Source organism: Ahrensia marina, assembly GCF_042140245.1.
Lineage (GTDB): Bacteria > Pseudomonadota > Alphaproteobacteria > Rhizobiales > MH13 > MH13.
In genome coordinates this window covers 184,692-198,848 of the sequence record NZ_CP159483.1, presented here as the reverse complement: position 1 = coordinate 198,848, position 14,157 = coordinate 184,692, and the positions used below count along the sequence as shown (strand labels likewise).

The 14,157-nt window shown below is 57.6% G+C and carries 9 protein-coding genes; 5 read left to right on the top strand and 4 right to left on the bottom strand.

Going from position 1 to position 14,157, the window contains the following annotated elements; translation table 11 throughout:
- Positions 1-7: 7 nt before the first annotated feature.
- From ABWH92_RS00965 to ABWH92_RS00950, 4 genes are read left to right on the top strand one after another with little or no spacing between them, the layout of a single operon-like run.
- Positions 8-1,183: an ABC transporter ATP-binding protein gene (locus ABWH92_RS00965; RefSeq protein WP_375571315.1), complete on the top strand. Its 1,176-nt coding sequence runs from the start codon at positions 8-10 to the stop codon at positions 1,181-1,183.
- Positions 1,180-2,109, top strand: a complete 930-nt coding sequence (locus tag ABWH92_RS00960) for an ABC transporter permease subunit (RefSeq protein WP_375571313.1) — start codon at positions 1,180-1,182, stop codon at positions 2,107-2,109. The genes ABWH92_RS00965 and ABWH92_RS00960 overlap by 4 nt, the downstream gene beginning before the upstream one ends.
- A complete protein-coding gene (gene speB / locus ABWH92_RS00955) occupies positions 2,106-3,029 on the top strand; it encodes an agmatinase (protein ID WP_375571311.1) in 924 nt (307 codons plus the stop codon). Before ABWH92_RS00960 ends, speB begins: the two co-directional genes overlap by 4 nt.
- A complete protein-coding gene (locus ABWH92_RS00950; RefSeq protein ID WP_375571309.1) occupies positions 3,026-3,829 on the top strand; it encodes an ABC transporter permease in 804 nt (267 codons plus the stop codon). Before speB ends, ABWH92_RS00950 begins: the two co-directional genes overlap by 4 nt.
- Here the strand turns inward: ABWH92_RS00950 and ABWH92_RS00945 are convergent.
- On the bottom strand, positions 3,826-5,655 hold the full coding sequence (locus tag ABWH92_RS00945; RefSeq protein WP_375571307.1) for an AsmA family protein: 1,830 nt from the start codon (positions 5,653-5,655) through the stop codon (positions 3,826-3,828). The genes ABWH92_RS00950 and ABWH92_RS00945 overlap by 4 nt on opposite strands.
- Before the next feature lie 246 nt (positions 5,656-5,901).
- Here ABWH92_RS00945 and ABWH92_RS00940 point away from each other — a divergent pair, with 246 nt between their 5' ends.
- On the top strand, positions 5,902-7,632 hold the full coding sequence (locus ABWH92_RS00940) for an ABC transporter permease (RefSeq protein ID WP_375571305.1): 1,731 nt from the start codon (positions 5,902-5,904) through the stop codon (positions 7,630-7,632).
- Between the two features lie 13 nt (positions 7,633-7,645).
- Here the strand turns inward: ABWH92_RS00940 and ABWH92_RS00935 are convergent, their stop codons facing one another.
- The 3 genes from ABWH92_RS00935 to ABWH92_RS00925 form a co-directional block, all read right to left on the bottom strand.
- Positions 7,646-8,851 (bottom strand): MAPEG family protein, encoded by a 1,206-nt coding sequence (locus ABWH92_RS00935; RefSeq protein ID WP_375571303.1) that lies wholly within the window; start codon positions 8,849-8,851, stop codon positions 7,646-7,648.
- Between the two features lie 313 nt (positions 8,852-9,164).
- A complete protein-coding gene (locus tag ABWH92_RS00930; protein WP_375571301.1) occupies positions 9,165-10,235 on the bottom strand; it encodes an extracellular solute-binding protein in 1,071 nt (356 codons plus the stop codon).
- Between the two features lie 340 nt (positions 10,236-10,575).
- The gene (locus ABWH92_RS00925; protein ID WP_375571299.1) at positions 10,576-14,124 is read right to left on the bottom strand and encodes a PAS domain-containing sensor histidine kinase; all 3,549 of its coding nucleotides are present in this window, start codon (positions 14,122-14,124) and stop codon (positions 10,576-10,578) included.
- Positions 14,125-14,157: the final 33 nt, after the last annotated feature.

The following is a 14,157-nucleotide window of genomic DNA, read 5'->3' as shown; positions in this document are numbered from 1 at the left end:
TGAAGCGATGGCCAAAACAATGGGGCCGGTGCGGCGCGATTTCGCGCCCTGGGACGACCCGCTGGCGGAGCCTCTCATTCGCTTTGAACACATCACCAAGCGGTTTGGTGATTTCACCGCCATCGATGATGTTTCCTTGGATATCTATGAGCGCGAGTTTTTTGCGCTGCTTGGACCGTCTGGCTGCGGTAAGACCACACTGATGCGCATGCTCGCGGGGTTTGAGGCGCCGACCGAGGGGCGCATTCTTCTTGACGGCGAAGATATCTCCGCCGTCCCACCGCACAAGCGCCCTGTGAACATGATGTTCCAGTCCTACGCCCTGTTCCCGCACATGAATGTGGCCGACAACATTGCCTTCGGCTTGAAACAGGATGGCTTGCCCAAAGCAGAAATCACTGCGCGGGTCGATGAGATGTTGGCGCTGGTGAAGCTTGAACCTTTTACCAAACGCAAGCCTGATCAACTTTCCGGCGGTCAGCGACAGCGTGTTGCTTTGGCGCGTTCACTCGCCAAGCGACCCAAAGTGTTGCTGCTTGACGAACCTTTGGGTGCGCTCGACAAAAAGCTGCGTGAGGAAACCCAGTTTGAACTGATGGATCTTCAAGAGAAGCTCGGCATGACCTTCCTCATCGTCACCCATGATCAGGAAGAGGCTATGACGGTGGCCGACCGGATTGCGGTGATGAACCTTGGAGAGTTCGAGCAGATCGCCCCGCCGTCGCAGATTTATGAAGAGCCGCGTTCGCGTTACGTCGCTGGCTTCATTGGCGATATCAACATCTTAGAAGGCACGGTCAGCACCCACTTAGAGGGCGCGACCTTTTCGGGCTCCGATCTGGACGATGACGTGGCCATCGAAGGGGAGGGGCTTGTTTCCGGGCCAGCCGCCCTGGCCATCCGGCCTGAGAAGCTGCGCATTGCGCTTGATGAACCGAACGATGCTGAGGGCGTGGCCAAGGTTTCTGGTCGGGTCTGGGACATCGGCTATCTGGGCGATGTGTCGATCTTTCATGTGCGCCTCTCCGATGAGATTTGCGAAGGCGAACCATCCGATCCCAACGTGCCCGTGATACGCGCAACCATCGCCAACACCACGCGGTTGGTGGAGCGACCCATCGCCTGGAACGACAAGGTTTGGCTATCCTGGGACAAGAGCGCAGGCGTGGTGCTCACCCAATGAGTGTCGGGCAGGGCTCAGCAGGCCGCAATTGGGGGCGGTTCTTTGTTATTGCAATCCCCTATCTCTGGCTGCTTGTCTTCTTTCTCGCCCCGTTTGCCATCGTGCTTCGGATTTCCTTTTCCGAAGTCGCCATCGCAATGCCGCCTTACCTGCCGGTGTTTGATCTGGCAGAAGGGCTGGACGCCTTCTGGCAGGACCTGCAGCGCCTCTCGATAGACAATTACACCTGGCTCGCCGGTGATCCGCTTTACATCAATGCGTACAAATCCAGTCTCTGGATCGCGGCTGTCTCAACGGTTCTGACGCTGCTTATTGGCTTTCCAATCGCCTACGGCATGGCGCGGGCGCCGCACGGTGCGCGACCTATCTTGCTGATGCTGATCATCTTGCCGTTCTGGACCAGCTTTCTGATCCGCGTGTACGCTTGGATCGGCATCTTGAAGCCAGAAGGGCTGCTAACACTGGTGGCGCAAACTCTAGGGTTGATCGACGGTGATGAACAGCTGCGCATTCTCAGCACCAACACCGCTGTCTATATTGGCATTGTCTATTCCTACCTACCGTTCATGGTGCTGCCGCTCTACGCCGCGCTGGAACGCATGGACGGGTCTCTGCTTGAAGCGGCGCAAGACCTTGGCTGCCCGCCGCTCAAAGCCTTCTGGGTTGTTACTGTTCCGCTAGCCATTCCTGGCATCATAGCAGGGTGCTTTCTGGTCTTTATCCCAGCCGTTGGCGAGTTCGTGATCCCCGATCTTCTGGGCGGCTCCGACACGCTGATGATTGGTCGCACGCTTTGGGCAGAGTTCTTCTCTAACCGCGATTGGCCTGTGTCGTCGGCTGTCGCCGTGATCCTGCTTCTGGTGCTGATCGTGCCCATTGTGGCCTTTCAGCACTTTCAGCAGAAGCAACAGGAGGCCGCGCGATGAGCGGTTACCAACCACCTGCCGACCTCCCAACCTTTGGCAGCGGGCTCTCTTTCATCGACGCACCCATGGGCAACCGGGACGCAGATTTCGTGGTTGCAGGTGCTCCAATGGATTGGGCCACGACCAACAGGGCGGGAACGCGCGAGGGGCCAAACGCCATCCGGGCCATCTCACGTATGCTCATCGATGGCGCCCATCCCGAACTGGGCGTTGATCCAAAGACCCTTGATATCTCAGATCTCGGTAACTTCGATGTGCGCATCGGGGATATCGCTCAAAGCCATGCAATGATTGAGCAACAGGCGACAGGCCTTAAACATCTGTGCACGCTTGGTGGAGATCATTCGATTGCGCTGCCGCTGCTACGCGCCGCTGCGAGAAAGCACGGGCCGCTTGGACTGGTTCAGTTCGATGCGCACACTGACACCTGGGAAGACAATTTTGGGCAGCACCTAGCCCACGGTACACCGTTCTATCATGCCCTCGCAGAGGGTCTGATCGATTCCAACCGTATCATTCAGATCGGCATTCGCGCGCCCATGGGCGCCAGCCTTTTGCAGGCAGCACGCGACACCGGCATGACCATTTTGTCCGCTGAAGATGTTCATGAGATGGGGACGTCTGAGGTGGCAAAGACCATCCTCAAAGTGGTTGGCAACGATCCCGCCTATCTGACGTTCGATGTGGATGCACTTGATCCTGCTTTTGCGCCTGGAACGGGCACGCCGGAGATGGGCGGCCTCCACAGTTGGCAAGTGAGGGCCATCATGCGTCGCCTCTTGCCGGTGAACTTTATTGGCATGGATGTGGTGGAAGTCTCGCCGCCCTTTGACCATGCTGAGACGACATCACTTATCGCTGCGACAGTGGTGTGGGACTATCTTTGCCTTCAAGCCGCCAAGGCGGAGGGCAGAGCATGAACCGCAAGATGTCTTGGTTTAATGTGACCTCGCTGACGTTCGGCTTTGCGTTTCTCTATCTGCCGATCCTGATTCTCATCATCTACTCGTTCAACGAGTCGCGTCTTGTCACCGTATGGGGTGGATTCTCCACCCGCTGGTATGGCGAGTTGTTCCAGAATGAAGGGCTGATGGACGCTGCCTGGGTGACAGCACGCGTGGCCTTTGTTTCAGCCACCATCGCCACCATCTTTGGCACTATGGCTGCGATCGTGCTCGTGCGACTGGGCAGATTCAAAGGCCGCACGCTTTTCAATGGCATGATCTACGCGCCTTTGGTGATGCCGGAAGTGATCACCGGGCTTTCGCTCCTTTTGCTGTTTGTCGCCATGGGCTTTGCCCGCGGGTTCTGGACGGTGGTGATCGCGCACATCACCTTTTCCATGTGCTACGTTGCAGTTGTCGTTCAGTCGCGGCTCATTACCTTTGATGAAAGTTTGGAAGAGGCCGCCCAAGATCTTGGCTGCCCACCAGGCAAAAGCTTCTTTCTCATCACCTTGCCTGTCATCCTACCGGCGGTTCTGGCCGGGTGGATGCTGGCCTTCACGCTGTCGCTTGATGATTTGGTGATTGCGAGCTTCGCAACAGGGCCGGGTGCGACCACTCTACCGATCAAGATTTACTCACAGATCAGGCTGGGTGTAACGCCTGAGATCAACGCGATCTGTACGATCCTGATTGCACTGGTCGCGCTTGGTATCATCACGGCATCACTTGCCTCCAAACATCGCATGATGCGTGCAGGGCAAGAAGCCAACTAACGATCCAGTGCGCGCAGATCGGGCAGGATCAGCGGCGCAGTCCATGTGCCGCGCACATCAAATGGCACAACCAGTGTTTCATCACTGCTGGTGATCGCTGTCGCGCCTGAAAGGGTCAGTGTTCGATTGGCGATCTCACTTTGTCCACCCAATGTCGCGCTCACGCGCTCGGCCGTCATGGTCACATCACGGGCTTGAAGGTAGCCATCGCGAGCCGACACGTTCGCGGAAAAGGTTTCCAACGCCGTTTGGCCACCAAATGCGAACGAAGAAAAGTCAAAGCTTCCATCGGCAAAGCTCTCTGCCAAAGTGTTGAGGTCGATGCCATTGATAACGGCATTGGCCACCTCAAAACGAGCATCACCGGTCAGTGTTTCCAGCAACTGCGCAACAGTCTGCCCTTCGCCCGATGTCATGGCTTGGAAGGTGAGGGCGCCTGCCAGCCGAGGTTCATCTTGGACGGCGGCAAGCAAGGGTGTCAGCTCCAGATTGTCCGCCGAGAGATCAAGCGATGCGGCGAATGCATCATCTGCCTGAGCGAGCGACAGACTGCCACGCACTGCACCGCCATAGGCAATGCTTTCGGCGATACCAAGCACCATCTGATCCTCAGAAAGCAGAACGGAACCGGCTGTCTCGCCCAAGATCATGCGTGACGTCAGCACCTCACGGGTCGCAAAGCGAACATCGATGTTGACCCCACTGGCAAACACGTTCGGTACAGGCATAAAGCGCCAATCGCCCGGCGCTTCGGCTGTTGTGGTGGGGCGAACCGTGTCGAGATAGGCGGTAAGGTCCAGCCGATCAAAATCGAGCGTTCCCTGAATGGAAGGTCGGATGACATCCGCCAGCGAGTCGCCGTATCCATCCAAATCGAGTGTCAAAACTCCTTCTGCGTCATTGCCGTCAAGGCTGAGTGCAGCCTCGGTAAGGTCTACCGAAAGGCCTACCAAGTTCATGTCTGCATCAAGACGAAACGCTCCGAACGTTGAGCCTGGTCCAACGTTGGCGCCCAACCAGTTGGCCGCTCGCCGCAAAGACGGTGTGGAGAGCGCCAGTGACCCGCTCGCTTGCCAGGGAAGCCCACTTTCTCCGGCAGCGCCAGGCGACAGGGTGCCATCAAACTGTAAACGCAGCGGTGCGCCTTGGATCGACAACACAACGCCGCTGGTCGAACCAGGTTGCGCCAGTGCTGCGGGTTGATCGAGCGATGCCCCAATCTCCACGACTTCGCCGCGCCAAATGGCCGATCCGTTGATTTCGGCCCGGGTAGAACTGGTCGGCCAGCTGAGCGACAGGTTGGCGCCAGAGATTGTCTCATCGATCCCGCGCATCTCATCGATCAGCTGTAACGTACCGTCTGTGATGCGAAACTGGCCGAGCTGAAGGCCGGCACCAGCGACCCTGTTGGGCTCCAAAGCGGTGACAAGATTGCTGCCTTCCAACTGCCAGTTGGATTGCCCATCATCATTGCGCAAAAACCGGATTGTTGGGCGTGTCATTTCAAAGGAAGAAAGCTCAATACGCCCAAAGAGCAGTGCAACGGGTCGCACGGCACCGCGCAGTGTTTCGGTGACGATCAGCGCATTCTCTGTACCGGGCAGGTCGCCCTCGATCACGACATCGGAGAGTTCCACCGAAAGGTTGGGGAACACCTGTAAGGCTTGGTCGCCGCGCAGAGTCACCGCTCGTCCGGTCAACTCAGAGATTTGACTGGCAACCTGCTCACGCACCATCTGGGATGACATCAAGGAGGGGAGCGCCAAGACCAAAGCGCCTAGGCCTAAAGCCAGGACGGCAAATCCAATAAGAATGCGGCGGATCATGAAAGCTGCTTTCTTGGCAAATCGCGGCGACACTGCGGCGTGGCAAAACCACCCATGCGCAATGCCATGCTTGGCATGCAAAACCAAGCATCTGGGCGGGCCGTTGCCAAATCATCTGCCAACCGGTCGCGAAATGTTGCCGTTGGTCAGCAACATTTCGCTTGCGCCGTTCATCCCGTTCGGTACATCTCTGCCTGACTATGGACCGCAGGGCGGCATGGTCGTTTCTGCTTTTGGATGGATGGTTTGGCCTCTTCCTCGCATATCGATGACATGGATAGCGACCGCGCACCGCAGCGCGGTAGCAAAGGTGCGCGTCTGCTTGGTGAGAACCCGCGCCTTGCGCTCGCCGTGACGCTGGCCACTGGCCTGCTGGCTATTCCATTGATCGTGATCGTGCTCTCTTTCCTGCAGCCCAATGCAGGATCGACACTGGCAGGTTTGGCCCAAACAGTTCTGCCTCGCTACACTCTGAACTCAGCGCTGCTCGCCTTGTTCGTAGGAGTTGGGGTGGCGGTGATCGGTACGGGTACGGCGTGGCTTGTCACGGCCTGTCAGTTCCCAGGACGGCGCGCTTTTGAGTGGCTTCTCATTCTACCGCTCGCAGTGCCTGCCTATGTTATGGGCTACGCATACACTGAGTTCCTCTCTCACCCAGGTGCCGTCCAAACACTGCTGCGCGACGTCACGGGTTGGGGGCCGCGCGACTATTGGTTCCCGCGCGTCAGGTCCTTAGAAGGCGCGGCGGTGATGTTCACCTTTGTTCTCTATCCATATGTGTATTTGCTCGCCCGCACGGCTTTCTTGACGCAGTCGGTCTCAGCATTTGAAGCCGCCCGTGTCCTCGGCCATTCGCCTTGGCAGGCGTTCGTGCGGATCGCCCTGCCCATGGCACGGCCAGCGATTGTCATTGGCGTGGCATTGGCCTTGATGGAAACGTTGGCCGACTATGGCACCGTTGCCCATTTCGCTGTGCCGACCTTCACCACTGGCATTTATCGGTCTTGGTTCTCGATGGGCGATCGTGTGGCGGCAGCTCAGCTAGCCGGTGCCTTGCTGACCTTTGTTTTTGTATTGATTTGGATTGAGCGGCTTCAGCGCGGCAAGGCGCGCTATCAAAGCGCGCGCGCCACTCTGCCTATTCAGCGATTTGTCTTGAAGGGGTGGCGCGGTGTCGGCGCGGTGGTTTTCTGTGCGCTCCCGCTGACCATTGGTTTTCTTCTGCCTATCGTTCTGCTCATCGAACTGATGCTGGATGATGGCCATGCGCTGTTCGGTGCGCGCTATCTCGGCTTCATCCGCAACTCTTTTCTGCTGGCCGGTCTTGCCGCGCTGATCACCGTTGCGGTTGCAATAGCCCTTCCAAGTGTCCACCGATTGGCCAAAGCGCCAATCCTGTCGTTCGTCACGCGCTTCGCAGCCATGGGCTATGCGATCCCTGGCTCTATCATCGCGGTCGGTATCCTCATCCCAATGGCAGGTTTCGACAACACGCTGGATGCTTTCATGCGCGAGCGCTTTGGCGTCTCGACCGGTTTGCTTTTAACCGGAACCATCATCGGACTTCTGTTTGCTTACACAGTGCGGTTTCTGGCCGTTGCACTGGCCCCCGTGGAAAGCGCGTATGAACGTATTACGCCGCGCATGGACGATGCCGCTCGTGTTCTTGGTGCGCGCAAGGCGCGCGTCTTCACCAGCATTCATGCCCCCCTGCTGAAGGGGGGTATCCTGACCGGCGCGCTGATTGTGTTTGTCGATGTGATGAAGGAACTGCCTGCAACGCTCATCCTGCGGCCCTTCAACTTTGAGACGCTGGCGACACAAGCTTTTCGGCTGGCATCTGACGAGCGGTTGTCCGAAGCGGCCACGCCGTCGCTTGTGATCGTTGCTGTTGGGTTGATCCCAGTGTTTCTCATCAGCCGCCAAATCCGGCGGCTGAGAGATGACTCCAAAGTGATGGATCAGATGCCTGGCTGACCCCAGTGGTCAGTCAGAAGGATAGACGGACGATCTCTACGCAGATCACCAAGATCGCGATATATCCTGATGTGAAAAGCACCGGTCGCAACGGCATCCGTGCCCAGCCCATGATCATTCCGATGGCGTGGGCAAGGCGCAAGCCAACAAAGGCAACAGCTGACATTTGGATGGCAAGGCTGGTGATGCCCAACATATGGGCGATCAGAATGACACCGGCAAAAGGAACATACTGCTCCACCAGGTTGAGGTGAGCGCGGTTGGCGCGCTGCACCCAGTCGGGGAACTGAGTGTGGTCTGGCGGTCTCGCAAAGGGATCAGCACCGGCGATGGGGTGCATGTTCACCCCAACAATGTAGGGGATCCAAAGGCTTGCAACCAACAAGGTTGCTGCCAGCAGCATTGTCAGTTCAACGCTCATGCTGTGTCTCCCGTCAAATCGGAGTAGCGGACCGTTTTGCCAGTTTCCAGCCAGGTTTTGAGTTCCCGCCAGCGTGCGATTCCACCCGTCGGCCACATCACTCTGATCATCGGGCAGATTGTAGTGCTCCAGGGTCAGCTTGCAGAAAGCCTGTTGCGGCTCGATCAAGTAGACAAATCGAGAGGTTGCCATGGTTTCATCAGGTCCCCGCCAATGTGGCTCAAACGTGCTGTCGATCCGCGTTTTGGGTTCCAAGTGTGTTTCGGTGCATATGAGCATCAAAGCATCGTCAGGCATGCGGTAGATGAGCTGATTGCCTTCACGCACACAGCTTCCAGGCAAGAAGTTATAGGCTTGATTGGACCCAGCATCGGTGAGCGCATCCCACAACGCATCCTGCGTTGTGTGGATGTAGGTGCTCATCACAAAGTCAGGTTTCTCTTCAGATGTTCCATCAGACATGGCGGTGTCCCTCTCCAATTGCGCCTTCAGGGCCAACATCCCTCGGGCGGCAGGCTTCATAAGCAGCGGCTCCATCCACCGGTCCATGACCTCCTGGAGCGGCACCACGTTGAGATAGTGGTGTTTGAAACGGCCCGACTTGCGGGTCACCACCAGGGATGCGTCCTCCAAAACCTTCAAATGCTTCATGATCCCAAAGCGGGTCATTGAAACATGGCGTGCCATTGCTGCTTCCAAAGCGCCGAGCGTTTGCCCGTCGCTGCGGTGCAGTTCGTCAAGAAGCAAACGACGGGTGTCGTCGCTCAAGGCTTTAAAGATCGCATCCACGTCCGCCATTAAGTGCCTTTTTAGTCACGTGTCAATATAGTCACCTATAAAAGGTGACGAATCGGGCACATATTAGTGCGGCAGTGGCCTTGGCTCCACCGTATCGGCAAAATCGAGGGGCAAATCTGTGGGGGAAGCGTGAGCGCATAAAGCGAAAAAAAACGGCCAGCACCTTGGTGCTGGCCGCTCTTGATGGCGGGGGACCCTTGGGATCGGATGGGGGATCGGGGGCCCCATGCGAGGAAAGTACAGGGTTCTTGGTCGCTGATTTCCGCCCGGACAAGCGGTCTTGCGAGTACCCCGCCAGCAAGCTCGTTAAGGCTTAAGGATAGCCAACACGGTTGTAGATCTCCTGCGCCAGCGCTTGGTTTTCACCGAGCACGGACAGGTTCTGTGTGTCTTGGCGGAAGAGACCAAGGCTTGCCACTGACGGGCTCAGTGCGGTGCCCATCACAGCTGGGTACTCATCGTTACCAGCTGAGAAGTACTCTTGGGCTTGGTCAGATGCGAGATACTCCAGGAACAAAGCAGCGTTCTCAGGGTTCGGAGCGTTGGCTGCGATACCAGCACCAGAGATGTTGACGTGCGTGCCAATATCTTCCTGGTTCGGGAACACCCAACCGATCTGATCAACCGTTTCTTGGTCTTCAAAGCCCTCAACGGGATTGCCTTCAGCCAGGCGGCGCAGAATACGGCCGAAATAGTAGGTGTTGCCGACCACGATATCGCATTCACCAGACACCAGCGCGCGGATCTGTGCGGTGTCATTACCTTCCGGTTCGCGAGCCATGTTGCCATAGAAAGCGGTTGCCCACTCTTCGGCAGCTTCTTCGCCCAGATGCTCGATCAGACCTGCCATCAGAGACAGCATGTAGATGTTGCCTGAAGAGCGAGCGCACACCATGCCTTCATACTGAGGGTCGGCGAGGTCTTGGTAGGTTGCTGGTGGGTTTTCGACGTCGTTTGTGTCGTAGAAGATCACGCGGGCACGCTGAGAGAAGCCATACCAGTGGCCGTCTGGGTGCTGAAGGTAAGACGGTACGCGTGCTTCGAGCGTATCCGACTCATAGGGCTGGAAAAGGCCGAGCTCATCAGCACGGTAGAGGCGGCCTGCATCGACAGTCATGAGAATGTCAGCAGGGCTGTTGGCACCTTCTGAATCCATACGCTGGATCAGTTCGTCTGCGCTGGCTTCAATACGGTTGATGGTGATGCCGGTCATCTCTTCAAAGTCGCTGTAGAGACGTTCATCGGTGTCGTAGTGGCGTGAGGAGTAAAGGTTCAACTCGCCATCTGCAAAGGCCGGTGCGACAGCGAAGGGCACCGACACTGCCAGCGCGGTGAGCGCAGCAATGCTTGTACGGGTTGCAAGGCGAAGCGTTCGGTTCGTCATTCTTTTCTCCGGGTCGGGCGCAACAGAGGCGCGCCTATCTGTAGGGAAGGGTCTGGTCTCGAAGACCGCACGCGAACGCTAAGCGCGGTTAAAGTTGCGGGTCAATATAAACTTCAGAAAAAACGCAAGATTATGCGACTTTGTCGCATTTAGTTTTGAAGCAGTCTAAACTACATCCCAAAAAACACGGCTATCACATTGGAATTGTTATAAATAAAAGGAGGTTCGGTTGAGGGCTTCAACCTGATGTAACTGACATTCAGCCGGTCTATGGCGAAGCAATGGCCAACGTTGGTGCGAACGCGGCATGGATTCTTGCTTGAAATGTAGCTCTAGAAAGCTACTCGGCCAGAACCCGTTGAGAGGGAAAGGTCATCATCGCCAATGTGCCTTCGCCCGGCGTTGACTCCAGTCCAAACTGTGCGCGGTTGGCTTCAACCAGCGCTTTGGTGAGCGGTAGGCCAAGGCCCGTTCCGGTGATCACCTGGTTCAGCGTCGTCGGTACTTGACGGAACGGCTCAAGCGCCAGTTCCACATCAGCCGCATCCATCCCGCGACCGGTGTCACGGACACGTAGGCTAACTTCACCGGAGGGTTCGTAAAGCGTGGACACGATGATTTGCCCGCCTGGATCGGTGAACTTGATGGCGTTGGACATGAGGTTGAGCACCACTTGGCGCACCGAGCGAATGTCCGCCACCACTTTGGGCAAGCTCAGCGGCAAGGATGTGCGCACAATAATGCGACCCTGATTGGCCTGTGGCTGCATGATGGCAAGGCACTGCTGCACCACATCGTTGAGGTCCACCTCGCCAAACGATAGTTCCATCTTGCCCGCTTCGATCTTTGAAAGATCAAGCAGATCATTCAGCAAGCTCATCAGGTGCTCGCCAGAGGTGTGAATGTCGCGCAGATATTGGCGGTAGCGTTCAGACCCCACAGGGCCGAAGCGTTCTTCCAACATGACTTCGGAGAAGCCGATCACCGCATTGAGCGGTGTGCGAATCTCATGGCTAACGCGTGCCAAAAAGTCGGATTTGTGTGCGCTGGCCTCTTCGGCAGCTTTGCGCGCTTCCACCAGATCGGTTTCCGCTTGTTTGAAAGGTGAAAGATCGCGCAACACAGTACAGTAAACCGCCGGCTCATCGTCCGTCAGACGGCCAAGTGTCATAAACACCGGCACCAAGCCGCCTTGCGATGTGATGCATTCCAACTCGCGGCCTTCATTAAACAGCGACAAGCGTCCCTGGCTCGCCATGTCATCAAGATAGTCCAGCGCGGTTTGACGGCTATCTTCTGGAAAGAGCAGGCGGAAGGGTTGGCCAATCAAATCATCAGCAGCATAGCCCACCAGCGCTTGTGCAGCTTGGTTTAGGTCTTTGATTTCGCCGTCGCCATCCAACGTCACCACGCCGTCGCTGGCCAGATCAATGATCGCTTCCAACTCACCAATACGGGCGCGCACCAAAGGCAGCGCGCCATTGCTGGCGTTCGCCCCTGGGATCACTTCGTCTGCAACACTGGCAGCGCCTGCCGCCAGCAAAGACGCATCTTGCGAGGCTTCCTGTGCTTCACTGTCGGCGGGCGTGTGCTCACGCAGCGACATCAAAGCAGCTGCCTGCCCCTCCCATTGCACGCTTTGCAAGCGCCCTGTCACAGGAACGGGCGTGCCGTTGGGTTGAAGCAGCGTCATCGCGCCGTTATCGGCGTTGGTCATGCCTTCAGCAAAAAGCGCTTCGATGCCATCCATGGCTTTCAAGGCTTGAAGGCTGCTCAGGCCAGCAAGATCAAGGGCAGCGCGATTGGCGTACAAAACAGCTTCGTCAGAGTAGATGATGATGCCGAGCGGCAGTCGGTCGAGCACCATGCGCTCGGCGTTGGGTTCGCTACGCGTGAAAGGAAGAACCTGTGCACTGGTCTCCCGCGAAGATGCGTCGGTTTCACCATTGCCATCATTGAGAGCAGCGATGTCATCATCACCCCTGGCCAAGTGAACAATGTCACCGGCTCGCGATGGACCAGAGGAGCTTGCCTCTGACTCATCAAGCGCCTTCGGACCATCATCCTCGCTGTCGCGCCCAGTGATGCGAGCTCCCAAACGGCGGGCGATCTCTTGGAATGTCAGGTGTTCAGGGCGGCTGAGGTCATCCTCATCCGCCGATGGCTCTGAACGTGTGGTTGGCGTGGACGGCTCGTCATTGGCTTCTAACGGCGTTTCCTGGCTGGCCGGTTCGCTCATGTGTTCGGCGTCGGTCTCGTCATCCTGAGACTCGCTGACAACACCACCGGCCACACCACCAGCCAATCCCGCAGCGACACCGGCTGCCACAGCTTTCATGGCGCTTACCGTTTCAGCCGGGAAGTCTTCCGGTTCGTGTCCCTCAGGCTCCGAAGGCGCGAACACATCGGCTGCGGTTTGATCGGGCTGCGGTGCTGATACTGGCTCTGATGCCCAAAGACCGGCGGTCTCTGCCTCAGACTGCTCCAACGCGTCATCAAGTGCCACGATCGGCGTTGGTGAGGCGTTTGATGGACTTGGCGTTCCGCTCCACAGACCAGCAATGGCCGCCTCATCGGCTTCCAGCCTATCATCCAACGCATGTACGGGTTGCTCAGATGCTGAAGCTGATGGGTTCAGCGGACGCGCCAAGCCACCAGCGATACCAGCGGCCATTGCCGAGGCTGCTGCGGCGACGGTGGCGCCACCTGGAACTTGGGCTGCTACGGCCATCGGTGCGGTTTCAGCTTGTGGTGCCGGCTCGCGCGTGAAGAGACCCGCCGCATTGGCAGCGTTCTCGTCCAATGGAGCAGCATCAAGTGCTGCAACAGGAGCTGTTGCCTCATACTCTGCTGCTGCCGCCGGCGCAGTCTCGGCGTCACTGGCCTTAGACAGCTCGATCGCTTTTCCCGTGAGCGCAGTGCCAAAAACGCGCAGCGCGCCATCATCCTCATCGAATGCTGAAAGACGGACAGGCACGACCAAATCATGATCGCTCACCGGCCACATCACCTCATGCTCGCTGAACCGGCGGCGCTCATCCACACCGTGAAAAATAGCGGCGGGCAGATCACCAAGGCGTGCTAGTAGGGCTTCACTTGCCACCTCGCCATCGCGAAGGGCGCTTTGGGCGCCAACTGCATCCTCCAAACCGCTGGAAAGACCCTCGATGCGCCCTGAGGTTCCGACCATGAAGGAGAAGCGGTGGGGTCGCGACCGGGGGTTAAAAACAAACCCTGGGGCGTGATCATCGCTTTGTTGATCATCACTTGGTTGATCAGTCTGGGCTACGTTGGGGGTGCTCGGCGCATCCAAAGAAGGCGCTGGCATTTGTGTGGTGGTTTCCACAGGCAAAAGTGCAGGTGTTGCATCGAAGCTTGGACTTGAAATGTCCAATGTGAAGTCTGGTGCATCATCTTGTGTCGCGCGCAGATCGTCTTCATCGGAAGTTGTCAGCGCCTCCGATGATGATGCCTCGCCAGCCACAACATCATCGGCCGCTGTTTCTGTAACCGGTGCCGTGCGCGGGCGACTTGCATTACCAAGAGCAAGGACAGCGACTGTCTCACCCAGCATCACCGGGCGACAGGTCGCAACCAACGTCTCTTGATGCCCACCGGCGTTAACCCGCAAGATTTCGATCCGCCCACGCCCGGATAGGCCAACCTGCGTTCGAGCGACAGCTTGAAGTGATCGTGTCGCAGGCGCCGACGGCGCGACCTGTTGGTCGTCCAATTCGGTCAGCTCCAGTGATGCCAAACCAGCGTCGTTGGCCCACAAGAGGCTCGCCCCGTCACCGGCCCACACCCAGGCTGGGCGTGTGTCATGCGGGTCGACAAGCTGCGCAGCTTGGGCGCGAAGCTCACTGAGGGCCGGGTTGGTCGGGCTCATGGAACCTGGATTTCACCTGTTGGGCAAAGGGCC